At 68.5% G+C, this 22,621-nt stretch carries 22 protein-coding genes; 15 read left to right on the top strand and 7 right to left on the bottom strand.

Translation table 11 applies throughout. From position 1 onward, the window contains the following. Nucleotides 1–24 precede the first annotated feature (24 nt). A complete protein-coding gene (locus tag ABD143_RS22425) occupies nt 25–234 on the top strand; it encodes a CbtB domain-containing protein (RefSeq protein ID WP_343982823.1) in 210 nt (69 codons plus the stop codon). 102 nt (nt 235–336) lie between these two features. Here ABD143_RS22425 and ABD143_RS22430 read toward each other — a convergent pair whose 3' ends face one another. Then, the gene (locus ABD143_RS22430; RefSeq protein WP_343981737.1) at nt 337–1,326 is read right to left on the bottom strand and encodes a cyclase family protein; all 990 of its coding nucleotides are present in this window, start codon (nt 1,324–1,326) and stop codon (nt 337–339) included. Nucleotides 1,327–1,734: 408 nt separating this feature from the next. Between ABD143_RS22430 and ABD143_RS22435 the strand changes: the two genes are divergently transcribed. The 13 genes from ABD143_RS22435 (at nt 1,735) to ABD143_RS22495 (ending at nt 14,305) form a co-directional block, all read left to right on the top strand. Further along, nucleotides 1,735–2,604, top strand: a complete 870-nt coding sequence (locus tag ABD143_RS22435; protein ID WP_343981740.1) for an MIP/aquaporin family protein — start codon at nt 1,735–1,737, stop codon at nt 2,602–2,604. A gap of 87 nt (nt 2,605–2,691) precedes the next feature. Continuing rightward, nucleotides 2,692–4,137, top strand: coding sequence for a DUF2252 domain-containing protein (locus tag ABD143_RS22440; protein ID WP_343982825.1), 1,446 nt, complete (start codon nt 2,692–2,694; stop codon nt 4,135–4,137). Nucleotides 4,138–4,417: 280 nt separating this feature from the next. Continuing rightward, nucleotides 4,418–4,738, top strand: a complete 321-nt coding sequence (locus ABD143_RS22445) for a hypothetical protein (RefSeq protein ID WP_343981743.1) — start codon at nt 4,418–4,420, stop codon at nt 4,736–4,738. Then, on the top strand, nt 4,735–6,279 hold the full coding sequence (locus ABD143_RS22450; protein ID WP_343981746.1) for a hypothetical protein: 1,545 nt from the start codon (nt 4,735–4,737) through the stop codon (nt 6,277–6,279). Before ABD143_RS22445 ends, ABD143_RS22450 begins: the two co-directional genes overlap by 4 nt. 30 nt (nt 6,280–6,309) lie before the next feature. Next, a complete protein-coding gene (locus tag ABD143_RS22455; RefSeq protein ID WP_343981749.1) occupies nt 6,310–6,609 on the top strand; it encodes a hypothetical protein in 300 nt (99 codons plus the stop codon). Nucleotides 6,610–6,623: 14 nt separating this feature from the next. Beyond that, nucleotides 6,624–8,279 (top strand): FtsZ/tubulin family protein, encoded by a 1,656-nt coding sequence (locus ABD143_RS22460; protein WP_343981752.1) that lies wholly within the window; start codon nt 6,624–6,626, stop codon nt 8,277–8,279. 64 nt (nt 8,280–8,343) lie between these two features. Next, a complete protein-coding gene (locus ABD143_RS22465) occupies nt 8,344–8,823 on the top strand; it encodes a sigma-70 RNA polymerase sigma factor region 4 domain-containing protein (RefSeq protein ID WP_343981755.1) in 480 nt (159 codons plus the stop codon). 5 nt (nt 8,824–8,828) lie between these two features. Then, the gene (locus tag ABD143_RS22470) at nt 8,829–9,128 is read left to right on the top strand and encodes a hypothetical protein (protein ID WP_343981757.1); all 300 of its coding nucleotides are present in this window, start codon (nt 8,829–8,831) and stop codon (nt 9,126–9,128) included. 9 nt (nt 9,129–9,137) lie between these two features. Then, entirely contained in the window at nt 9,138–9,986 is an 849-nt protein-coding gene (locus ABD143_RS22475; RefSeq protein WP_343981760.1) for a hypothetical protein, read from the top strand. 25 nt (nt 9,987–10,011) lie between these two features. Further along, complete coding sequence (locus ABD143_RS22480; protein ID WP_343981763.1) at nt 10,012–10,497, top strand: ABC transporter substrate-binding protein; 486 nt, start codon at nt 10,012–10,014, stop codon at nt 10,495–10,497. Further along, on the top strand, nt 10,498–11,682 hold the full coding sequence (locus ABD143_RS22485; RefSeq protein ID WP_343981766.1) for an ABC transporter substrate-binding protein: 1,185 nt from the start codon (nt 10,498–10,500) through the stop codon (nt 11,680–11,682). Between the two features lie 110 nt (nt 11,683–11,792). Continuing rightward, nucleotides 11,793–12,770, top strand: a complete 978-nt coding sequence (locus ABD143_RS22490) for a carbamate kinase (RefSeq protein WP_343981769.1) — start codon at nt 11,793–11,795, stop codon at nt 12,768–12,770. Then, a complete protein-coding gene (locus tag ABD143_RS22495) occupies nt 12,767–14,305 on the top strand; it encodes an AllF/FdrA family protein (RefSeq protein WP_343981772.1) in 1,539 nt (512 codons plus the stop codon). The genes ABD143_RS22490 and ABD143_RS22495 overlap by 4 nt, the downstream gene beginning before the upstream one ends. Here ABD143_RS22495 and ABD143_RS22500 read toward each other — a convergent pair. From ABD143_RS22500 to ABD143_RS22515, 4 genes are all read right to left on the bottom strand, one after another. Next, nucleotides 14,295–15,701, bottom strand: a complete 1,407-nt coding sequence (locus tag ABD143_RS22500; RefSeq protein ID WP_343981775.1) for a YlbE family protein — start codon at nt 15,699–15,701, stop codon at nt 14,295–14,297. The genes ABD143_RS22495 and ABD143_RS22500 overlap by 11 nt on opposite strands. Nucleotides 15,702–15,775: 74 nt before the next feature. Further along, nucleotides 15,776–18,964: an ATP-binding protein gene (locus tag ABD143_RS22505; RefSeq protein ID WP_343981778.1), complete on the bottom strand. Its 3,189-nt coding sequence runs from the start codon at nt 18,962–18,964 to the stop codon at nt 15,776–15,778. Between the two features lie 30 nt (nt 18,965–18,994). After that, a complete protein-coding gene (locus tag ABD143_RS22510; RefSeq protein WP_343981781.1) occupies nt 18,995–19,477 on the bottom strand; it encodes a hypothetical protein in 483 nt (160 codons plus the stop codon). Nucleotides 19,478–19,568: 91 nt separating this feature from the next. Next, nucleotides 19,569–20,099 carry a CAP domain-containing protein gene (locus tag ABD143_RS22515; protein ID WP_343981784.1) on the bottom strand — a complete coding sequence of 177 codons (531 nt, stop codon included), beginning with the start codon at nt 20,097–20,099 and terminating at the stop codon, nt 19,569–19,571. Nucleotides 20,100–21,062: 963 nt separating this feature from the next. Here ABD143_RS22515 and ABD143_RS22520 point away from each other — a divergent pair. Continuing rightward, a complete protein-coding gene (locus tag ABD143_RS22520) occupies nt 21,063–21,188 on the top strand; it encodes a hypothetical protein (protein WP_343981787.1) in 126 nt (41 codons plus the stop codon). A gap of 184 nt (nt 21,189–21,372) precedes the next feature. On the opposite strand, the gene ABD143_RS22525 is transcribed toward ABD143_RS22520, so the two are convergent. After that, on the bottom strand, nt 21,373–22,155 hold the full coding sequence (locus ABD143_RS22525; RefSeq protein WP_343981790.1) for a bestrophin-like domain: 783 nt from the start codon (nt 22,153–22,155) through the stop codon (nt 21,373–21,375). A 1-nt stretch (nt 22,156) separates the two neighbouring features. Continuing rightward, nucleotides 22,157–22,585, bottom strand: coding sequence for a response regulator (locus tag ABD143_RS22530; protein ID WP_343981793.1), 429 nt, complete (start codon nt 22,583–22,585; stop codon nt 22,157–22,159). Nucleotides 22,586–22,621 lie beyond the last annotated feature (36 nt).

The raw sequence follows: 22,621 nt of genomic DNA on the forward strand, positions 1-22,621 counted from the left end.
GACCAACCGGAGGTCGACGTGGCTGTGTCATCTGCAGTTCCCGCCACTCGCCCGCTCGCGTCGCCGATTCCGCTGCGGGAGATCCTGCCCTGGGCGGTGTTCGCGGGGGTGGTCCTGCTCGCCCTTCTGTATCTGGTCGGCATGGATCAGGGCGCGACGTCGTTGTTCTCTGGAAGCTTGATTCACGAGTTCCTGCACGACGGCCGCCACCTTCTCGGGTTCCCCTGCCACTGACCTGGTCGGCCACGATGATGCGGGTGCTGCTGGTCCGCGGCATGATCGCCGGCGTGCTCGCCGGCCTGGCGCTCGCGTCCACTCCACCCAGCTGCGCTGAGCTCAGAAAATCGCGATCGGATTGAGCGGCGAACCCGTCCCGCCGATGATCCGCAGCGGAGCAGCGATGAAGCAGAACTCCCAGCGTCCGGTCGCTTCGGAATGCGGCACGACGTCCTCGAACTGGAGATAGTCGAGCAGGTGGACACCCATCGCGTTGATCGCCAGGACGTGAATCGGGAAGCCGATGCCCTCGGTGGTGCTCGGGGCGGTGTCGTTGTTGCCGTCCGACCCGAGTGCGGCGATCCGGCGCTCCGCCAGGAACAGGGCCGCGGTTGGGTGTAAGCCTGCCTTCGCCTCGCGGGTGTCCCAGGGTCCGAGTTCGGTGAGCCGGCGAGCGTGGCCGGTGCGGACAAGGAGGATGTCGCCGGGTCCCACCCGTACGCCCTGCTGGCGCTCCGCTGCCTCGAGGTCCTCGCGGAAGACGTGGTCGCCCGGCTCGATCCAGCGCACGCCGCGTGCCCGTGGGACGTCGAGCAGCACACCCCTACCGACCAGTCCGTTCTCAAGGGCATCGATCGCGCCGGCCTGGGCGCCCTGAGCGGTCACCGACCCCACCGGCGTCCCGTCGAAGAACGAACCATCGAACGCGACATGACAGAAGGCGTCGATGTGGCTGTGCCCCTCATTGTGGTAGTCGACGCCGATGTAGTCCTTGGCGAACCGCACCGACCCGGACCCGATGTCGACGTTGGGCAGCATCGTCATGTGGTGGTCGGCAGGTTCCGGCACATCGTTTCGCGGCTCGGTCGTGAGGGGCCGGCTGAGCGTGATCGTCGCTCCACTGCGAACGAGCCTTGCGGCGGCGACGGCGCGAGCAGCGGTGAGATGGTGCAGAGCCCCTCGCCCCCGGTCGTCCCAGCGGCCCCAGTTCGAGACCGCGTCAAAGAGCTTCCGAAACTCAGGCGCCGTCATATCCACACGCGTCACCAATACAAATCTAGGCGGCGAGGCTCGGCGTGCCTCGTCTGAAGCGGGTGATTCCGCTGCCACGCCGACCCGCGGGCAACAGTGCACGATCGGGCTGGACCTGGTCCTGTCCACCCCAGTCAGCGCCGGGGTTCCGGGATGAGGCCCCGGCCGGGTGCCCAGGCCGACATCCGTTCGTAGAATCCCCGCCGAACGAAGACTGCGGAAGACACCCTCCAGTCCTATTGAAATATGTTGCGAAGATTTCCAACGCAGAATCGCTAGCTGCTCCGGATTTGTCCTCGTTGACCGCCTGCGGCTAGCACGATGATCACTTGATCAGCCAGATCTGGACGTGGACCTCCGCGTCTCGAGGGACCATAATGCAATGCTCCGAGGCGATTCTGTGATGTTGCTCTAGGTACCACCGGCGCGCCAGCGCCCGCACGCCTGCAGGTGTCCACGTCAAGCGAAGCCGGCGAAGGGTGCGAGATGACCAGCCAACCAGATGACCTAGTCAGGCAATCGGAGCTCGATCAGCAGGATGCCGAGCGGCACGAGGTCGCTCTGCGATCAATCGGGCAGCCGAATTCGGTGGCCAGCCAGTTCGACTTCTGGAACGACCACTACGAGGGACGGCGCCTGTTCTCCGAGCTGCTGGGCACCTTCTTCCTGGTCCTTGTCGCCGTCGGCGGCGGCATGGTCAACGCCCGCTTCGGCGGCGACGCGGTCCCGTCCGGCGCGCGCGTGGTGGCGCCGGCGCTGATGGTGGCGGCCATCATCCTGTTCATGGGCACCGTCTCCGGCGCGCATCTGAACCCAGCGGCGAGTATTGCCTTCGCGCTGCGTGGCGACTTCCCGTGGAAGCGGCTGCCCGCATACATCGTGGCCCAGTTGGTCGGCGCCATCCTCGCGACGATGGTGCTGTGGGCGCTGATAGGGAGGCAAGGCAGCGCGGGCCTGACCCTGCCCGGTGCCGGCATTTCGACCACAACGGCGATGCTCTGGGAACTTGTCCTGACCACCGGCCTGGTGAGCGTGATCCTGGGAACGGCCTCGGGTGCCCAGCAAATCGGGCCGCTTGCCGCCATCGGCGTGGACAGCTACATCGCCCTGGCCGGACTGTGGGGGGCTCCGGTCAGCGGCGCGTCGATGAACCCGGCCCGCTCGCTCGGACCCGCCCTGCTGCTCGGCGACTGGACGTCGTGGTGGGCGTACCTGGTCGGGCCGGTGGCGGGCGCGGTCGTCGCTGTGGGCATCGCCTACATCTTGCGAGGCCGCGGCGGCGGCCGCAGCGGGGTGTCCGCGGCGCAGGGCACGCTCGGCGTGAGCTGGCGCCCCGGCTCCCAGCCGCGCCCCTGAACCCGTGGCCGGTAGGGGTTTCCTGGTTACGTCCCGTGACGGGTCATGGCCCCGCTGGCATCAGAACGAGCAACGGAAAGGGTGGCCATGGCCGTGAAGAGTGACGTTCGAGCGTCCGGCAAGGGCCAGGTGCGGGCCCGGAACGCGGAGCAGTTGACCCGCGCAGATCGGGCGGCCCTGGGAAAGGATGCCAGGGCCTCGGCCCCGCTGGAGTCGCACGCGGAGTTCACGCCGGACGGATCGCGGGACCCGGTTGGCCTCCTGCTGGAGCAGGCAAAGAGCCGGGTGCCGGAGCTGGTACCGGTCCGCCACGGGCGGATGCTGGTGTCGCCGTTCACGTTCTTCCGTGGGGCGGCACTGCCAATGGCGGCTGATCTGGCCGGAACGCCAACGTCGGGGCTACGGGTGCAGTTGTGCGGCGACGCGCATCTGTCCAATTTCGGGGCGTTCGCCTCGCCGGAGCGACGACTTGTCTTCGATGTCAATGACTTCGACGAGACGTTGCCCGGGCCGTTCGAATGGGATGTCAAACGGCTAGCGGCAAGCCTGGCCGTGGCGGGCCGGGACAACCAGTTCAGCAGGAAGGACTGCCGCGCGATTGTGCTCTCGGCGGTCGAGGCATACCGGACTGCGATGCGGGCGTTCGCGGAGCAGCATTTCCTGGACGTGTGGTATGCGCACGTGGACGTAACGGCCACCCTAAGCGAGGTGAAGTCGCAGCTGACGAAGAAAGGTGCCAAGCGCACCGAGAAGATGGTGGCCAAGGCACATACCCGGGACAGCATGCAGGCGCTGAGCAAACTCACGACCCTGGTCGACGGGCAGCGGCGGATCATCAGCAACCCCCCGCTGATCGAGCCGATCGAAGAGATCTTCGCCGATGTGCAGGCCGGGAAGGTCAATGAGATGGTGCGCTCGGTGCTGGACACATATCGGCGCACTCTGCAGTCCGACCGCAAGCACCTGCTCGAGTACTTCACGCTGGTCCAGGTGGCCCGCAAGGTGGTCGGGGTCGGCAGCGTCGGCACCCGCGCGTGGATCGCGCTCATGGGTGCCGAAGACGGCACCGAACCGTTGTTCATGCAGGCCAAGGAGGCCCAGCCATCGGTGCTGGCAGCTTTCTGCGGGCACAGCCAGTACAACAACCAGGGCGAGCGGGTCGTCGTGGGGCAGCGTCTGATGCAGGCCGAAAGCGACATTCTCCTCGGCTGGACCCACGTGGTCGACCCAAACGGGATAGATCGCGACTTTTACGTTCGCCAGCTGAAGGACTGGAAATTCTCCGTGCCGATCGAAACGATGATTCCATCTGGCCTGAAGGTCTACGCGCACATGTGCGGATGGACCCTCGCTCGGGCACACGCCCGGTCCGGCGACCGCATCGCTCTGGCCGCCTACCTCGGCGGCTCCAACAAGTTCGACCACGCGATCGCCGACTTCGCCGAAACCTACGCCGACCAGAATGAACGCGACTACGCTGCGTTCCAAGCCGACGTGAAGGACGGCAGAGTCGAGGCGACCACCGAAATCTAAAGAGCGTGTTTGAGAAGATCAACTTGTGGCGGTGAAGGGTCCGCCGCTGCTGTCGGGCGGCGGGGCCTCCGCGGTCGAGTCGTCGGGTCATGGTGTTGATCGCGGCCCAGCGGATCATGCCCTCGGACAGCGGGGTCGCGTGCCTCTGGGCAGGTCTGAGAGTCTCGCCGCCGTCGACGTCAGTCGGGCCTATTGACACATCTAGACCGCGCTGGGAGGGTTTCTTCGCGGCCTGTGCTTTCTCCTGCTGTGAGGGGAAGGCACCTTCTGCGGGCGACCAATGGGCGGGTTAACCGGCTTTTACGTCTACGCGATCAAGGGCGGGATGCAGGCCTGCGGGGCGACCATCAACCCCGCGCTCATCCCGGCCCGGGACCAGCCGTGCTACGACGAGTTCGTCAGCCCTGGTCAGGGTCCCGGTGGCCCGCCTGAAGACGTCCGGCTAGAGCATCTCGCGGAGCCCCCGCTGCTCGGCGCCGCCCAGGCCAAGGCTCTGGTGCTCGGGGGTGATGGAGATCCCCAACGTCTGCTGTTCGCCCCAGCTGTCGAGCGGCAGTCAGATGACCGCGACGCAACCAGTTCGAAGGGCAAATACCCATGACGACCGACCACGGCCACGGCCACGACCACGGCGCCGAGTCCAGCACGGCCCGCGTCGATGCGCTGCAGAACGAAGGGGTTCACCGGGCGGGCGAGCACGAGGGGCCGTTCTCCCTGCACGTCGTCGGGCTTGGTGGAGCGGGCGCGGGCATCATCACGGCCCTACTCAACAACCGGCCGCCTGGCTTCCTCGCCGGCGAATCCTCCCGGTTCACGGCGCTCGCAGTTGACATCGGCCACGACGCCGACCTCGCCAAGGTCCGAGATGCTGCCACGGGCCTACCAGCGGACCGGGCGCAGGTTCGGACAGTTGAAATGCCGGCTCCGACCCCGCAGGAGCTCACCACCGCGCTCAACCGCTACCGCGAGTTCCTCAAGATGGAGTACCCGCGGTACTACTGGAACCCGAACTACGAACCCTGGCTGCCGTCGGACGTCAAGATCCCCGGACCTGGCGAGCATTTTTCCCGCGCCGTGGCCAAGGCGATCTATGGGGCCGAGTACTACCAGAACCGTGAGATCACCCGCGAGCTCGATGCCTTCGCAGAGAGCGTGGACGCGAGCGCGACCACCCCCATCGTGGTCATCGCGTTCGGGCTCGCCGGCGGGGTCGGCAGCGGCGTCGTCGTCGAGCTCGCCCGGCACCTGTCCACCATCAAACTGGGGCGGCGGCCGTGGGTCGTCGGTCTCGGCGTGCTCCCGAGCGAGGGCGATCCCGATGAGCTCTTCGACGGTTCGTTCTTCCCCGCCATCAACGAGCTCGACTGCATGATCGACGCGGAGAAGAACAACGGCGTCATGGCGGTCTGGGGCGACCTGTACAAGAACCCCTTCACCGGAGGCTTCTTCGCAGTGCCGCAGAACGACGTGTACCGGATGACCGGTGACCTTGCCGCCACCCACCGCTATCTCGACGAGGGCGTCGCGACCTTCCTCGCCCGCGACGACTCTGTGCACCTCTACGAGACCCTCAAGGCGCTGAACTGGTTAGCGGTACCAGGCGACCAGTGGCATCCGGCGATCCGTGGGCAGCAGAGTGACCGGTGGCTGAACCTGCTCGGTGTCCGCAAGCTCGCCGACGCCGACTCGGTGGCGACGTTTGATCTCAACAAGGGCTTCCACACCGAGTACGCCGAGGCCCGCGTCTTCGCGCCCAAGAAGGACACCTCGAAGGTCGCAGAGGCACTTGCCGGCCGCATCGCGGAGGTCGCCGACACCCCCCTTGGACCGAACGTCCTGACGTTCGATACCGAGGATGCCCCGATGGCTTCGATAGTTGTGCCACGAGCATCCAAGCTGGATCTGACGCAGTTCGTCCCGGCCCGGGACAAGTACGACACTCTCGAATGGGAAGAGAAGCTGCTCAAGCATTCCTGGCTGGTTGACCTCGGCGTCATGCTGTGCGAGCCGTCCATCCGGTTCGACGGTATGGGCGGGGAATGCATCTGGGGTTGCGCGTGCTGGGTTGTCGTCCCGCATGCCGCGATTCGTGGAGAGCAATTGGCCGCGCCCGTCTCCACCGTGCCGACGACCGCTACCTGAGACTTGTTGAGTGACCGAGGAGGGTCGCTGATGCCGCTGGACTGGGCTGATGTCGTCAAGCGATATGAGAACGGCGCCGAGCTCCCGTCGATGCCCGGCGCGCACACGCTGAAGGTGACCGGCGCGGATGACAACTACATCTACGTTTCGCACCGACTGTGGAAGGCCAAGCTCACCCGGGCCAATCTGGAGAAGGCCGTGCGGCTGCTCGAGGAGGGCCGCATGACGCGCGACTACGGCGACGTCGTCGACCATTACCGGACCTACATCGCCGACGAACGACCAACGACCGCCGCCACGGTGCTGAAGGATCTTGGATTTGTGACATAGGAAGGAAACCCGCCATGGGTATGTCCATGTACCACAGCGCGACCGGGAGCCAGTCGCCGCACTGCATCCATGCCATCGGCGTCGGAAGAACCGGTGCGTACATGGTCGAGGCGATGCTGCGTACCGGCGAGATCGAGGACATGCTCGAGGACCCGCGGGCACGATTCACCGGCCTCGCCATCGACATCGGTGACCAGGATATGCACGAGCTCCGGGAGTACGCGAACGGGCTCAACGGCCGGCTGGCCGAACGGGGTATTCCGCAGGACCGGGCGCAGGTCCGGACAGTGGCGCTGGACGTGCCCGAGCGCGCCGAACTGCAAACCAGCCTGAACCGGTGGCGGGAGTTCCTGAAGATGGAGTACCCGCGCTACTACTGGAACCCCAATTACGAGCCGTGGCTGCCCGCCGACCTCGAACTGCCCAAGGCCGGGGACAGCTTCCAGCGGGCCGTCGCCAAGGGCATCTACGGGCACTACTACTATGGTGGCGAACGACTACTGGAGAAGGAACTCGACAAGTTCGTCGAGAGCATCAACGCCACCAGGTTGCCGTCGATCGTACTGGTCTTCTTCTCCCTGGCCGGTGGCACCGGCAGCGGGATGATCGTCGATCTTGTCCGGCACCTGTCAAACGTCAAGCTCGGCCGTCGCATCCCCGTCGTTGGTGTCGCGACAATGCCGTTCTCGGGAGATGAAGAGCGGGCCGGCGGCAAGGCTGCGCTGTTCCCGACGATCAACGAGCTGGACTGCATGCTCGACGACAACAAGAACCAGGGCGTCATGGCGGTCTGGGGTGATCTGTACAAGAACCCCTTCACCGGAGGGTTCTTCGCTATTCCGATGGAACACTCCTGGCAGCGGTTGGGCACCTACACCAAGACCGGGCAGCCGACGATCCGTGACGCGCTGCGCAGGGGAGTCACTCGCAAGTTCATCGACGACTCGTTCACGCGGTTCATCGTGCAGGACTCCGGGCGGCTGCTGTTCAAGATCCTGCGGCCTGCCGGTTTCACCGGCGCACCCCACGAGCGGAACACCTCTGGCGATCGCGCGTGGACGCTCTTCGAGGTCGCCAAATTCACTCACCCTGGGGTCGAAGTGCTGCCCGGTGAGCCGAAGAGCAAGTGGCGCGAGGTGATGAGCAAGTGGATCGGGTACATCCCGCAATGGGACGGGCTGACGGAGGGCTTCAAGACCGACTACATCGAGGCGCACGCCGTCGCGCCGCGTGAGATATGGAACGACACTCTGGAGAACAAGCTCCGGGAGACCCTGCAGACGTACCTGCTGCCGGGTGAGGACAGCACGCTGAACATCACCCATGGGGAGTTCTTCGACGAGCTGACTTCCTACGCCAACATCGTGATCCCAGGTGTCGCCAAGACAGACCTCGAGCTGTTCTTCGAGGCCCGTGACGCATACGACCAGGTCGAGAACTGGGAGGACAAGCTGCTCATGCACTCCTGGCTCCTTGACCTCGGAGTCATGCTCAGCGAGCAGTCCATCCGGTTCGAGGGTATGGCGGGAGAATGCATCTGGGGCTGCGCTTGCTGGGTGGTGGTTCCACACGAAGCGATTCGCGGCGACGCTCCGTCGTCCAAGAGCATCGCCGAGGTGCAGCAACAGCACATCGCGCCGATGGTCCGGACGGTGGTGCGGACGCCGTAACGCCGGGGGTTGGCCGGCCGCTGAAGCGCTGCTCCGCCGGTCGGCCTGCCCGGGAGAGCGGGAGATGGACCAAACCGAGGTGCTGCGGCCAGAATATGCAGCCTGGCTGGAGCGGGTGCGGGCAACCTATGAGGCGGTCGCCTATACGTGCGGCTACCGCCTGCACGACCGCGAACTCGGCCGGCGGGTGGGTGCGGCTGTTGTCGTCGGATTGGTGCGCCGGCCAGGGGTCTTCCGGTATCAGGGATTGCCGTTCTCCGGGCGGATCGCAGCCCTCGCCGAGCCGCTGCTGGCCGAGGCGCGAGAAGGGCGGCTGCCAACCGGGCCCGAGTGGTCCCGGCTGCGGGTCGCGCTCGCCCGGGTGCCACCGGACGTGCAGGACGTCTTCGTGCTGTCCTGCGTGCACGGCCGGGATGTCGCGGAGTTTGCCGCGGACCTGGGTTGCGACCGCGACGCCGCGAATTCGCGGTGCGACGAGGCATTCCGGTTGATGCGCGAGATCGGCCAGTCGGCCGGTTCCAGGCTCGCCGAATCGGAAGGGTGAGATGGATGCCGCTGGATTGGGCCGAGGTCAAGAAGCGCTACGAGGGCGGGACCAAGATCCCGACCGTGGCCGGTGGTCGGACGCTGGAGATCACCGGTGTCGACGACGAAGCTGTCTTCATCCGCAACCCTCTGTGGTCGGACGCGCTACGGCGCGAGCACCTGCAGAAGGCGGTTGACCTGATCGAGCAGGGCCGGCTGACCCGGCATGCCGGCCTGTTCGCCGAGGAGTATCGGGCCCAGGTCGCAGACGCCCGCGCTACATCCGCGGCGCACGTCCTCAAGGATTTCGGTTTCCTGGAATGAGAACCCACAATGGCCGTTGACCAGGGAATTCATTATGAGATCCGGGCGATGATCTCGTTTCCGGACGTGCTGACACCGCTCGCGGCGACGCGGCCGCCCGCCCGCGTCGTGCTGCTGGACCAAGGCCTGGCGCTCATCCCCGTCACCGACGAGGTGGCAGCCGCGCTGCACTGCTCCCACGTGCGCCGTCCGCCGCCGGAGACTGGGTTCCGCGCTCTGACGGCGGGCCTGTACGGGGCACTGCGTGTGGCGTCGATGGCCGCGCCGATCGCCTACCTGGAGGCGGACTACATGGGGCGCGACGGATGGCAGACGGCGGCGGTCTGGTCGGAGGGCGTGATCGTCTACGGCCCGGAGTACCTGCATCCGACAGAGCCGTTCCCGCCCAGTGGCGAGTCACCTGCGGCGGAGGCGCTGCGGCGGCTGGGCGCAATGCGTGACGGCCGAGACGACGAGTTCGTCGCTGTCGGGCTCGGCCGGTACCGGAACACCGCAGCCTGGCACGAGGCCGCCTTGGTCCGAGATCACCCGATGACGCTCGATTGGGCGGCCGTGCGGGCACGCTACGCGAAGTATCCGATCGTGCAACCGCTCAGCGGTGGTTCCATCCTGCAGATCATCGATGTCGATGACGAGAAGGTGTGCGTCGAGCAGCGACTGTGGCGCGACTGCGTCAGCCGAGCGGCCCTCGAGACAGCGGTAGCTGTTCTCGGTAACCGCCCGTCTCCGGTGCGTGCGATCGAGTTTGCCGAGGAGTTGCGGCGTTACTATGCGAGTGGTCCGAACGCGGTGACCGACTGTTCCCGGATCCCGACTCTCTCCGCTGTCATCCTGAAGGACCTGGGCTATCTCGGCTGATTCTGCACAATCGAAAGGAGACCCGATGAGTACGTCGGCGCCGGTGCCGGTTGGGACGATCCACATCGTCGATCCGTCACCGCTCAACTGGCTTTTCATCACGTGGAACACGATGGAGGAGCCAATACGTATCGACGAGGACGGGCGCACCGTCTTTGCGCTCGCGGAGTCCGCAACCTGGCCCGACGAGCGGACGCTGGAACTGCAGTTGCGCACGGGCGTACGCTTCCAGGACGGCGAGCCGTTCACCGCGCACAACATCAAGCTCAACTTCGACGAGATGCAGCGCTGGGCCGCACCGCACCCACCCGGCACATGGCTGAACTTCCCGCCGGAGTCCGTCGCCGAGGTGGTCGACGACCACACCATCCGCTTCCATTTCCCCGGCCCGGACGGCCTCGCCGTGGGCAAGATGCGCGGGTTCCACATCGCCTCGACCGCGTTCTGGAAGGGCCCGGACGCCCCGGGCTTCGGCTACCACAAGTATGGCTCCGGCGAAGGCCATTGGTGAGTGATCGACGAGCCGGGTCCCTGGGGAACCGGCCCATTCACCCTGGTCCAGGGTGCTTCCTCCATCCTCACCCGCAATGCCATCATGTCCCCCGACCCGTACACGTGTTCGTGGCTGATCGAGTCGGAGGACCGCACGCCTGAGCTGGTGCTCGAGGCCAATCTCGAGCACTGGAACCGGGCGGCCCGCGGCCCACGCGTGCAGCGCGCGGTGTTCCGCAACGACCTTTCCCCGTCCCAAGCGCTGGAATTGTGCTGCTCGACCGAGGGCGAGGTCGACATCCTCACCGAGGTGAACCCGGCGGACGCGGAGCGGGTGCTCGCCTCCGCGTACGCGCGGCTGGTTACAGTCGACGCCAACCGGGTGCTGACCTGCATCCTCAATCGCGGCCGCGCCGACGTTCCGCTGAACTCGGTCGACGTGCGCAAGGCACTCAACTTCGCGGTGAACAAGCAGCGGATCATCTCCGACGGCCTGCTCGGCTATGCCAACGAGATTGCGGCGTTGACCCCTCCGTGGTGCTCGGGCTACCCGCAGGATGCGCATCCGTATCCGTACGACCCGGCAGAGGCGCGAAGGCTGTTCGAGAAGGGCGGGTGGCCGTCAGGCCGGCCGATCCGAATCGCGAGCCCGAGCCCGTTCGTCGGGATCACGCAGCTGATGGCAGGGGATCTGCGTGGGGCACTGGACGTAGCCGTCGAGGTGATGGTCGTGCCGGACGATGCCTTGCTGCCCGGGTTGCGCGCGCTGGTTGAGAAGAAGCTCGACCTGCCTTGGGACGTGCTGGTCCACGCCTGGTTCGACCTGTCGTCGGAGGCCCCGCCCGCGGCCGTGCATCGCGAGTTCTTCGGCACCGATGGCGCGTTTCGGGCAGGGCCGCCGGACGAGGGCTTCGACCGGTTGTTCCATCGGATGGCGACCTCGCTCGAGCCAGGCAAGCTGGTCGAGATTGCCGAGGAGATCGACCGATACTGCTTCGACAACGCTTTGGCCGTCTTCCTGTGCGCGCCGCAGGCGCTGTACGCGGTGAACAACCACATCAGCTTCGGGCCGTACAAGACGACGTTCGAGATCGCCGAGGTGACCGTGGACGAGGAGCACTGGTCACGGCGCGTCGGCGCGGTGCAGTCCGGCTCGAACCGGCCCAAGCCCGGGTTCTCCGGCGCCTCGGGTAACGCCTGCTGAGCGATCGTTGCTTCGGGCTTGTGCCCGGCGGCGCGCCGCTCATCCGATGCCTACAGCTGTGACGTCAATTATGATGGACGAAGCGGATCGTATGGTAAAGGATGCGACGGATGGCCAAGATCGCGGTGGTCGCCCTGGGCGGCAACGCCCTGACCCAGACCGGCGAGTCCGGCACCCATGCCGAACAGTCCAGGCACGCGGCCGAGATGGCCGAGGCGGTGTGGGCACTGCGACAGGCGGGCTGGGCCGTCGTGCTCGTCCACGGCAACGGACCGCAGGTCGGCAACCTGGCGATCCAGCAGGAGGAAGCGGCCGGCCAGGTGCCGCCGCAGCCGCTGTTCTGCCTGGACGCAATGACCCAGGGCCACATCGGCAGTCTGATTACGATGGCCCTGCACCAGCGGGCCGGCGGGGTGCCGGTGGAGATCGCAGCGCTCGTGACGCACATCGTCGTCTCGCTGGACGACCCGGCGTTCGCCGCACCGCACAAGCCGATCGGGCCGTTCTACAGCAGGAACGAGGCGGCAACGCTGGCCCGGACCCGCGGCTGGACGATGGCCGAGGACGCCGGACGTGGGTATCGCCGGGTCGTGCCGTCGCCACACCCGCAGCGGATCGTCGAGTCGGCGACGGTGCGGGCGCTGCTCGACTGCGGCGTGCTGGTGATCGCCGCAGGTGGGGGAGGTATCCCGGTCGTCGCCGCGCCTGACGCCGGGTACAGCGGGGTCGACGCGGTGGTCGACAAGGACTACGCGGCCCAGGTGCTGGCCAACTCGCTGCGTGCCGAGGCGCTGGTCATGCTCACCGGCGTCCGGCAGGTGGCGCTGGACTTCGGCACGCCCAGCCAGCGCGCGATCGACGAGATGACCGTCGACGACGCCGATCGGTACCTCGCCGACGGGCAGTTCCCGGAGGGCAGCATGGGTCCGAAGGTGCGCGCCGGGGTGGGCTTCCTGCGTCGCGGCGGGCGAATCGTCGTGATCACCACGCCCGACCACGCGGCGAACTCGCTGCGGGGGGTGCGGGAGCCGGGCCAGGGCGGTACCCGTGTGGTGCCCTCGTTTCGCAAGGTGAGCGCGCTCCGTTGACCAGCACCGGCATCCGGCTGTTCCCCGACACCTACGTCGACTCCGTGCTGCAGCTCGCCGGGACCAGGGCGATGCGCGAGCAGCCCGGCGTGGAGTGGGCGGCAGCGGCGATGGCGACCGCGGCCAACGTCGAGACCCTGCTCGGCGAGGGTTTCCCCGAGTCCGAACTGGCCGGCGCGCGGGCCAACGACCTGGTGCTCGCGGCGCGGGCGGAGGACGACGAGGCAGTGCGGGCAGCCTTGCAGGCCGGCGAGCAGGCGATGTTCGCTGCGCGGCCTGCGGCGGAAGTCGGGCCCGGGGCGATACCCCGAACCCTCGAGGAAGCGCTTGCGCGCAAGCCGGACCGGACCGTTGCGGTGATCTCGGTGCCGGGCGACTACGCCACGCTGGAGGCGCACAAGGCGCTGGCCGCTCGGCTGGACGTGTTGTTGTTCAGTGACAACGTCGACGTCACGGCCGAGATCGAGCTCAAGGACCGCGCGGTGGCCGAGGGCCGCCTGATGATGGGGCCAGGCGCAGGCACCGCCTTGCTCGGCGGGACCTGCCTGGGCTTCGCCAACGTGGTACGCCCCGGCCGGGTCGGCATCGTCGCGGCGGCCGGCACCGGCGCGCAGGAGGCGATGAGCCTGCTGGACCGATGGGGTGCCGGAGTCTCGGCCGTGATCGGGGTCGGCGGCCGTGACCTCACCGAGGCGGTCGACGGCCGGATGGCCAAGCAGGCGGTCGCCGCGCTGCGCGCCGACCCGGGCACCGAGGCGATCCTGCTGGTGTCCAAGCCGCCGTCGCCGCGGGTGGCAGCTGCGGTGGTCGCCGCCGCGGGCGGGCGTCCGCTGGTCGCGGCGTTGATCGGGCTCCCGGAGGACATCGACCTGCCGGGGAACGTCACCGTCGCTCGCACCCTGGAGGCCGGGGTGCTGCGCACGCTGGATCTCCTCGGGCTGCCACGTCCGGATCTACTCGGCGATCTCGGGGATCAGGTCGACGCGGCGATGTGTCGGCTGGGGCCGGACCGGCGGGCGATCCGCGGGCTGTTCTCCGGCGGGACGCTCTGCTACGAGTCGCAGGTCATCCTCGCCGAGGTGTTCGGCCCGGTGCACTCCAACGCGCCGCTGGACAAGACGCTCGACCTGCCGATCCCCGCAGGCGCCAGCGCGTGCCTCGACCTCGGGGAGGAGGAGTTCACCCGGGGCAGGCCACACCCGATGATCGACCCGGAGGCCCGGATCGAGATGCTGCTCGAGCACGGTTCCGACCCGTCCGTCGCGGCGATCATCCTGGACGTCGTCCTCGGCCACGGCTCCGCGCCGGACCCGGCCGGGTTGCTCGCCCCTGCGTGCGCGCAGATCGCGGCCGGCCCGCAGGTGGTCGCCTACTGCCTCGGCACCGAACTGGACCCGCAGGGCCTGGACCGGCAGCGCGCGATCCTGCGCGACGCCGGCTGCATCGTCACCGAGACCGCGGCCCGTGCGACGTTGGCCGCCGCGGCCCTCGCTGTGCGCGATCCGGCGATCGTCCGTGCGGCAATCAGCCGCTGAGCCGGCGGTCCAGATCGAGCAGCGCGTCCACGAAGCAGGCAGGCGGCGCAGTCGCGACGCCTGCGCCCACCTGCCCGCTGCCGTCGCTCGCGTGCAGGATCCCGGTGTTGATCTTGGGGGTGATCCCGAGCTCGACCACCTTGCGGACGTCCACCCCGACCGGCGTGCCTCGGCCGTCCAACACGGGCAGGGTGAACCGGGAGCTCTCCGCGGCGCAGATGGCCACCATCTGCTCGGTCGCCCGCCGCGCATCGGCCATCGTCCCGCCGAGGAACGCGGCGACCGCCGGCGACCCCGCCGCAGCCGGTCCGCCCAATCCGACGAGCTCGAGAACCGCACTGTCCCCGATGTCCTTGGCGCTGGTCTCCGGGCCCTGGCCGGCGTAATAGAGCGCGTCCTGCACCGGCGGCGCGTCGGTGATCGACCAGCGCTGCGACCCGGCCAGCCGGATGCCGAACGTCGTCCCGTTGCGGGCCATCGTCGTCACGATGCCGGAGTCCGGCACCTGCTCGGCCCACAGCGTCAGCGACTTGGCGGCGGCCATGGCGATGGTGAGGAAGAACAGGTGGTTGCCGGCCAGAAACCGCCCCAGCTCCCGGCCTGCCCGGCCGCCGACGTCCATCAGCTGCGGCAGCAGGGTGCGGATCAGCAGGTTCGTCGTCGCCTGGGTGCGCATGTGCAGGTCGTCGCCCATGTGGATGCCCTGGGTGGCGAGGCTGAACACGTCGATCGGGCCGGCTGCGCGGACGACGTCCCGAAGGGTCGGGCCGGCGACGTCGCGCAGGAATCGCAGCCGTTCGATCGCCGCGGGGGTCTCGCGGCCGAACCAGGCCACCTCGCCCGGGCCCTGGCTGATCGGGGCGAATGCCGTGGTCGGGCCGTCGGCGTTGGTGACGACGTACACCGGTGCCGACGGGCCGATCGCGCTGGCCATCGGCACCACCGTGGCGTGCAGGTTGGCCGGTGCCAGAGTGACCTCGCCGCCGGCCAGCAGCCGGTCGGCGTGCTCCACGTCCGGCGCCCACCCCTCGGCGACGACGGCGGCGCGCATCGAGCGGCGCAGCGGGTCGCAGACGTCCGGCCAGTCGATCGCCGGACCGCAGTGCAGCAGGGTGCGATCGGTGACACCCGGGACAACGTCGATCGCCGGCCGGATGTCGTGCAGTAGCGCCACACCGCGGTCGAGCCGGCGCAGTACCTCGGCGTTGGCCGACTCGACCCGGCCGCTTGCCGGGCCGTACAGCCTGGTCAGCGCCGCGACCACGACGTGATCGCCGTCGGCGGGGATGCGCCAGTCGACGTGCTCGACGTCGCCGCCCTGCGCCCGGATCGACTCGGCGAACCAGGACAGGCCGATATTCACGACTTTGGCCTCGGTAGGCAGCCCAACCGCCATGGTCCAGATCCGTTCGTCCAGGGAAATTCACAATAGTAAACGTCCAGACACGATGTCGGATATCGATCGGCAGCTCAGCCCCGGTGCACCTGCAGCAACCGCCCACCGGCGGCGAACGTCTCCTTCAGCTCGCTGGGCAGCGCTCCGGTGATCCGTTCCAGCGCAGGGCGACGGGCGTCCGGCGGGCCCAGCTCGGCAATGATCAGATCCGAGCCGGTGGCCGCCGCAACCTTCGCCGCCTCGACGGGCCGGCCGAGGTGGCGCAAGGCCAGCGCCTCGTACTTCGTCGACGAGTGCTGCCGGGACCGGGCCAGCAACTCCTCTGCAAGCGCGGGGTCGAACCTGGTCCGCATCTCCAGCATTCGCAGCAGGGCGCGCGGCCGGAACGGCAATGACCGGTCGAGCATCGGCAGGGCCCGATCGACCAGCGCCGCGGCCTCGTCCACCCGGCCGAGCGCCAGCTCGCAGTCGGCCAGCGCGAGCAGCGCGTGCAGCTCCTGCTCCAGCTCCAGTGCGCCGCCCCCGCGGTGCGCCAGGTCGATCGCCTCCTCGGCGTGCTCCCGCGCCCGTCCGAGATCGCCGATCTCCCGCCACAGCCACGAGCTGGTGCTCAGGATCCCGGCCCGGTAGTAGGTGATCCGGAACTTGTCGATCAGCCGCAGCGCTCGGTCGAGCGCCCGCAACGCGCCGTCGAAGTCGCCGAGGTCGCCGCGCGCCAGCCCGCTGAAGAACAACGCCTGCAGCAGCACCCGGAACTCCCCGGCATCGCGGCTCATCACCACTGCCTGCTGCAACACCGAGCGCGCCTCGGTGAACCGGTCCATGTGCTGCAGCAGCGCGCCGCGGTAGGCCAGCACGGTCGCGGTCGTCGACGGGTCGGCCGCTGCGTTCACGGCGCAGTCGTACGCCGAGGCCGCGCCGTCGTAGTCCCCGTCCCAGTGCCGCACCCGCCCGAGCAGCAGCAACGAACTCGGCCGCGCAGCGGGTGCGGCAGCGGCCGACTCGGCCAGGTGGCTGGCCCGCTCGGCCAGGTCGGTCGCGCCCAGCACGTCGCGGGCGTACAGCGCCGTCCAGCCCAGCTGCTCCAGGGCGTATGCCTCCAGCTCGTCGTCACCGACCTCGGTGGCGATGGCGACCGCGGCCTCGCAGTCCTCCTTGGCGTCGGCCAGGTGACCGAGGTCGGCCCGCACCCTGGCCCGGCGCAGGTGGATCTGGCCGGCGGTGCGCCGCTCGGCCGCCCGGGTCGCGCACCGCAGCGCGTACCCCAGCAACCGCTCCGCGTCCTCGTTGGCGAAGTCCAGATGGGCGATCTCCGCCGCGCGCAGCCACGCTTGCGCCGCCGCTGCCCAGTCGTCGGCTGCGACGAACTGGTGCGCCGCCGCTTCGGGCTGGTCGGCCAGCAGCGTCGCGGCCCGCCGGTGCCGGCTCACCAGCACCGGCCGCGGCACCGACGCGTAGGCGACCTTGCGCACGATGTCGTTGGCGAACTTGAACATCGTGTCCTGCTCGACGAGCAGCCCCATCCGCAACGCACGCCCCGCGGCCAGGGCGAGCGACTCGACCGGCTCGCCGGCGAGCGCGGCGACGTCGTCCAGGGAGAAGGAGCTGCCCAGCACCGCCCCCTGTTGCAGCAGGCTGCGGACGTCGTCGCCGACCGTGGCCAGCCGGGCGGACACCGTCTGGTGCAGCGACTCCGGGATCACCAGCTCGCTCGCGTCGTCGTTGGCCCGATGGCGCCCGTGTCGGATCACCTCGGTGAGGAACAAGGGCGACCCGCCGGTGAGCTGGTACAGCTCCTCCGCCTGGTAGCGCACCCCGGAGTTCGCGACGAGGGCGTGCACGTCGGATCGGGTCAGCCGGTCCAGCCGCAGCAGGGTGGCAACGTCGGCCAGCGTTGCGGTGCGCGGCGGGTCAGCGACCGTCCGCTCGGTCACCACCGTCAGCAGCCGCGCGCTGCTCAGCCGCGAGGCCAGGAAGTGCAGCGCCTCGACGGTCGACTGCCCCGCGTTCTGCATGTCCTCCACGACAAGTAGCAGCGGCTGGTGCTCCGCGGTGCGCAGGAAGAACTCGGTGATCGCCTCGAGGTTGCGGAGGTGCTCGATCTCGGCGTTGGCCCGCATTTGCGGCGCCGCGTCGGCGGTGCGGGCCAGCTGTGGCACCAGCTGTCCGAGCTGTCCGAGCCACTCGCCACCGATCTCGCGCACGGTGCCCAGGTCGAATCGGCCCGCGACCCGGCCGACGGCCTCGACCAGGGGCTGCAGGTACAGCGAGTGCTCGGCCTCGAAGCAGGACGTGGTGACCACCAGCCCGCCGGTCCGCTCCACCTTCATGATCAATGCCGACAGCAGCGCGCTCTTGCCGATCCCGGCCTCGCCGAGCACGATCACGATGCCGCCGCGGCCGCGCATTGCGCCCGACCACAGCTCGTTCATGGTGTCGAGCTCGGCGTCGCGCCCGACCAGCGCCGACGGGGCCGGGCGGGCCGCTGTGGTTCGCCGACCGTTGGCGTCGGCAGGCCCCGGTCGGCTGAGCAACAGCCCGAACAGCGTCGTGGTCTGTTCCGACGGCTCGACCCCGAGCTCGTCGGCGAGCGTGGCACGCAGCGACTCGAAGGTGCGCAGCGCCGCGGCATGCTCGCCGGCCCCCGCGTAGGCCCGCATCAGCGCGCGGGAGGCGGCCTCGTCGAGCACGTCGGCTGCCCGCGCCGCCTCGGCGGCCCTGATCGCCGCCCGGTACTCGCCGAGCTCCAACGCGGCGTCCCAATGCGCCGCCCATGCCCTGCGGACCAGCCCGCGGACGTGTCGCCGGGTGTTCTCCACCCAGACCGCGGCCGGTTCGTCGGCCAGCGTGGTACCGGCGGTGAGTATGCGGGTGGCCTGCTCGGCGGCAACGGCGGCGTAACCGTACTGGCCGCCACGGATGTCGTGCTCGGCGTTGACGACGAGCTGCTCGGCGTCGAGCAGATCGACCTCGGTCTGCCGGTCGCGGACCAGCCGGTAGCCGCTGCTGCCGCCGTCCAGCCGACCGGGGCCGAGGCTGTGCCGGAGCCGGCTGACCAAGCTGGCGACGATCCGGTCCGGCCGCAGCGGCACAGTGTCCGGCCACAGCAGCTCGATGATCTCGGCGAGGGGGACGAACCGGCCCTGACGTACGGCAAGGATCTTCAGCAGGCGCGCGGCGCGCCCGCCAGGAATCGGCGTTGCGAGGTGTCCGACCACCTCGAACCGCCCGACGAGGGTTAGCCGGAGACCGCGATCGGCCACCCAGAGAGCTTACGCCTGCAATCGGCCTGGTCAGGCGCCATGCGGGCATGGCTGCGGCAGCAAGCTGCAGCGCGACCGCGAGTGCATCGCGATGTCGTTGGCCAGTGCGAAGATCCGCATCGCCTGCTCGGGGTCCCGCCAGACGTGGCGCTCGCAGAATTGGGACCACAGGTCGGGCGGGATGACGTCGGTGCCGGAGTAGTCCAGCTCGCCCCAGGTGACAGCCAGCTCCATCAGGTCCAGCACAGCGGTCGGGTCGTCAGCGATCGCCAGCAGGCGATCATGATGTGCTTGGGTTCGGCCGGCGTAGCCACACCGGTAGGCGCAACCGATCAGCAGCACTGGCCGGCCGTCGTGCCGTTTCGCAGGCTCCATCTGGGCCTCCTCGACGTGACCGGGAGACATCACCCTGCAGGCCCCTGTTGCATCGATGTTGCAGCGGCCTGCAACACGTCGCGCCTGTGGAAGACCGGCGCCCGTCTCACCCATGCCGGTGGTCAGCACCTTGGTCACCCAGAACACGGTTCACCAAGATCAACCAGGTGATCATCACCTCCCGCCGCGCGTCCGCCTCTCACGACACGCCGCTACTGCCGTTGCAGTACTAAGCGGGATACGGCAGCTGGCCGGGCCAGTTGCCGGGCGGGTCATATCGACACACCGTGACCCAGCCCGCGCCCCGGATGGGGGCCCCGCTCCTCGCGCCACAACCCACCCGCTGGGTTGTGTTCCAGGCCACCTGCCGGTAATGGCCGGTGGCCGGATCCATCGGATTGACGTCGTACCCCGCCTTCTCCGAGACCCACTGGTCGGTCGCGTCAGCCGGCGGAGCGCCACTCATGTTTTCGCCGTGGCGGTTGCGCGCCTCGAACGGCTCCTTATGGCGGAGTTCGCCGCCCGCGGTGGACGCGGGGTCGTTCGCCCACGCCTGCGCCTCGGCGGCCAGGGCGTCGTCCCACACCAGCGCCGGCACACCGACCGCAGCGCGCGCCCTATTGTGATCGGCCAGCATCTCGTCGCGATCTTGAGGGCTGAGCTGGGCGGGGGCGGGGGCGCTGGTGGTCGCGACCGCACTCCCAGGCGCCGATAGCACCGTGGCCGCCACCACTATGGCCGCACCCGCGGCCCCACGCATCCAGCGATTATTGGTACCCGACAAACCAATCATATCCGTGCTCCTCCGCAGGTGATGTACCCATTTGCATTTTCGACAGTCACCGCGCCAGAAACTGTAACGCGATTGGTCAAAGTCCGGGACCACATGACGCCCTCCAGCGGTGGCGGCAGGTGCGGACAGCCCTCAGTCGAGACGCGATCCGGGTACGGGCCAGTAAAAGGAGGGCGGCGACCGTTGGCAACCGCCAGATGGGGACTGACGGTCCCGTCCTCACGCGCTAGATGGCGCACCCTCGGCAGGTCCTTCTTCCCGAGCCACGTAGTAAGGGCGGCCCAGTCCTGGGAGTACCGGCTGTCGCCGTCGTCGTCTGCACTTTCTGCGGAAACCACGTGGTGGCGGGCCTGGACCTGATATCGGCCGTCGGCCAACTCGTCGGATGCCGTCGAACGTCATCCCGTCCATGCGACTGCTGGATCGTCTCACCGCTCCAGATCACCCGGTCGATACGAAGCCGGTCAGGGTCGCCGCCCGGAGGGGCGATAGACCTGGTCGCGGGCCTGGCCACCGACCACCACCCTGACCGAGTGCCGTGCAGTACTCGGACAGATCCACCGAACTGTTTTAAATCGGGCATTCATGGCATATGCGTCCGGATGTGAGTGGGGACGCGCATAAAGTGAGCTACCCTACACTGGATCCGGGTTGTTGATTGCTGCGGTGTAATCTTGAAAAGGTCAACCAAGGGTGAAAGCGTACCCGCCGGAGCGTTTATGGCGGTAGGTGAGGTGGTTCCAAAATGGCTCGGGGTGATCGTCCAGAGCGCACGCCGGTCTACGGTGTTTTGCTCATCTATGCGGCCCTGTTCTTGTTCTGGCTGGGCTCGTCGATTCCCATACGCGGGTTGTCGATCGCACTATGGGCAGTCGGCATCGCTACCGCAGCATTCGGGTGGCTCATGACCTTTCGGGACTACTCCTTCTAGTGGCCGAGACGTCGCCGTCGCTGCGGGGCCGCTACGCCGGCAGCGGGTTGCCGCTCGCGGCCATGGCCGTCGTCATGCGGCTGCTCGGGCCGCGGGCCAACAATCGGCCGCTCGACGCCATCTGACGGCGTCCCGCGGGTCAGCGGGGTGTTGGTCTTGAGTTCCTGCTCCTGCTCGACGAAGTCGTGATTTGCCTTCGCCTGCTGAAACGCGGCAGACCGATTCTGGCCGATCATCACGAAAGTGGACAGGAAGATCGCCGGCCACTAGTCGCCGCCGGCAAGCAGCGTGTGCTCGGCCAGCCCGAGGCTAGCCCGGTAGCGCGGGCTCGACCTGCACCAGTGGCGTCGGACTGACAGCGAAGGGCCCCGCGAACGGGCGCTCCTGGGACGCGATCATGACGATCGCCGCCGCGGCCGCAAAAGCGAAGAGCGCCATCGCGATCGCCGCCCCGCCTCGGTTGCCGCTGTGGACGAACGCGATCGCGAACAGGGTGAGGACCGCCAGGGTGACCACGGCTCCCCATTTGGCCCCGTTGACGGACGACTGGCTCACGATGATGCGCTGGCGCCGCGCGGCCAGCGCCTGCTCGAGCGAGGTGACGATCTCCCCCTGGGCGATCGTCTGACCGGGAGTCTCGGGGCGCAGGGCGAGCGCCATCGTGAGGAGATCTGCGACCGGCTGCGGCACGACGGAGAGCGTCACTCCCTGTTCGGACATCTGTGGCCACTCTTTCGTGACCGCGTCCTCGATGTGACCGCGAACGAGGCTGCGCATCTGCGCCCCCGGTTCGCCAGGAAACTCGGAGGACAGCAGGACGACCGAGCGCAGCGAACTCGCCTCCTCGCTGACCGCGGCCGCAGCGCGGTCTCCCGAGCTCCAGACCTGCGCGGCCAGAAACCCCACCAGCAGCGCGAACACGATTCCCATCGGCGGGAGCATCCCCGGTGAGATTGACGTGAACGCCCGGCCGCGCTCGCCGCTCGAGAGCGACATCACCGTCGCGTAGATCGCCGCCGCGACGACGAGGGCAACCCCGAACACGAACGCGGCCAACCAGAGCACGGAGAGTTCGTGCAGCCAGCCCGGCACCCTATGGAGCGTCCTCGCTGCCGGCGACGGATTCAAGGTGCAACGGGGGCCGGGCCTGCGGTGTGGTGCGGGGGCCTGCGAGTGCGCGGACGGTGTCGATCAGCGTCTGGGGTGCGGCGGACTTGGGCAGGCACGCGGCGACCCCGGCGGCTCGCGCGAGGGCCGCGAGGTAGCCGTCGGGGGCGCCCGTGAGGATGAGGATCTGCGTGCCGGGGCGGTGGCGGAGGATCTCGGTGGCCGCCGCGGCACCGTCGAGGGTGGGCATGTGCAGGTCCATGACGATCACGTCCGGCAGTAGCCGGTGGGCCAGTTCGACGGCGGCGGCTCCGTCCGCGCTCTCGCCGACGACGCTGAGATCCGGTTCTGCATCGAGGAGCTCGACCAGTCCCGCGCGGACGTGGTGGTGATCATCGACGACTACGACTCGCATCAACCTGGGTCCTCCCCATGCGGTGGCCCCGGGGGT

It is taken from the genome of Pseudonocardia aurantiaca, assembly GCF_039526725.1.
Classification (GTDB): Bacteria; Actinomycetota; Actinomycetes; order Mycobacteriales; family Pseudonocardiaceae; genus Pseudonocardia; species Pseudonocardia aurantiaca.

What these genes read in the sequence shown, in the direction of transcription:
- ABD143_RS22435 (WP_343981740.1), top strand. Translation starts at nt 1,735, where the DNA reads ATGACCAGCCAACCAGATGACCTAGTCAGGCAATCGGAGCTCGATCAG.
- ABD143_RS22440 (WP_343982825.1), top strand. Translation starts at nt 2,692, where the DNA reads ATGGCCGTGAAGAGTGACGTTCGAGCGTCCGGCAAGGGCCAGGTGCGG.
- ABD143_RS22445 (WP_343981743.1), top strand. Translation starts at nt 4,418, where the DNA reads ATGGGCGGGTTAACCGGCTTTTACGTCTACGCGATCAAGGGCGGGATG.
- ABD143_RS22450 (WP_343981746.1), top strand. Translation starts at nt 4,735, where the DNA reads ATGACGACCGACCACGGCCACGGCCACGACCACGGCGCCGAGTCCAGC.
- ABD143_RS22455 (WP_343981749.1), top strand. Translation starts at nt 6,310, where the DNA reads ATGCCGCTGGACTGGGCTGATGTCGTCAAGCGATATGAGAACGGCGCC.
- ABD143_RS22460 (WP_343981752.1), top strand. Translation starts at nt 6,624, where the DNA reads ATGGGTATGTCCATGTACCACAGCGCGACCGGGAGCCAGTCGCCGCAC.
- ABD143_RS22465 (WP_343981755.1), top strand. Translation starts at nt 8,344, where the DNA reads ATGGACCAAACCGAGGTGCTGCGGCCAGAATATGCAGCCTGGCTGGAG.
- ABD143_RS22470 (WP_343981757.1), top strand. Translation starts at nt 8,829, where the DNA reads ATGCCGCTGGATTGGGCCGAGGTCAAGAAGCGCTACGAGGGCGGGACC.
- ABD143_RS22475 (WP_343981760.1), top strand. Translation starts at nt 9,138, where the DNA reads ATGGCCGTTGACCAGGGAATTCATTATGAGATCCGGGCGATGATCTCG.
- ABD143_RS22480 (WP_343981763.1), top strand. Translation starts at nt 10,012, where the DNA reads ATGAGTACGTCGGCGCCGGTGCCGGTTGGGACGATCCACATCGTCGAT.
- ABD143_RS22490 (WP_343981769.1), top strand. Translation starts at nt 11,793, where the DNA reads ATGGCCAAGATCGCGGTGGTCGCCCTGGGCGGCAACGCCCTGACCCAG.
- ABD143_RS22500 (WP_343981775.1), bottom strand. Translation starts at nt 15,701, where the DNA reads ATGGCGGTTGGGCTGCCTACCGAGGCCAAAGTCGTGAATATCGGCCTG.
- ABD143_RS22515 (WP_343981784.1), bottom strand. Translation starts at nt 20,099, where the DNA reads ATGCGTGGGGCCGCGGGTGCGGCCATAGTGGTGGCGGCCACGGTGCTA.
- ABD143_RS22530 (WP_343981793.1), bottom strand. Translation starts at nt 22,585, where the DNA reads ATGCGAGTCGTAGTCGTCGATGATCACCACCACGTCCGCGCGGGACTG.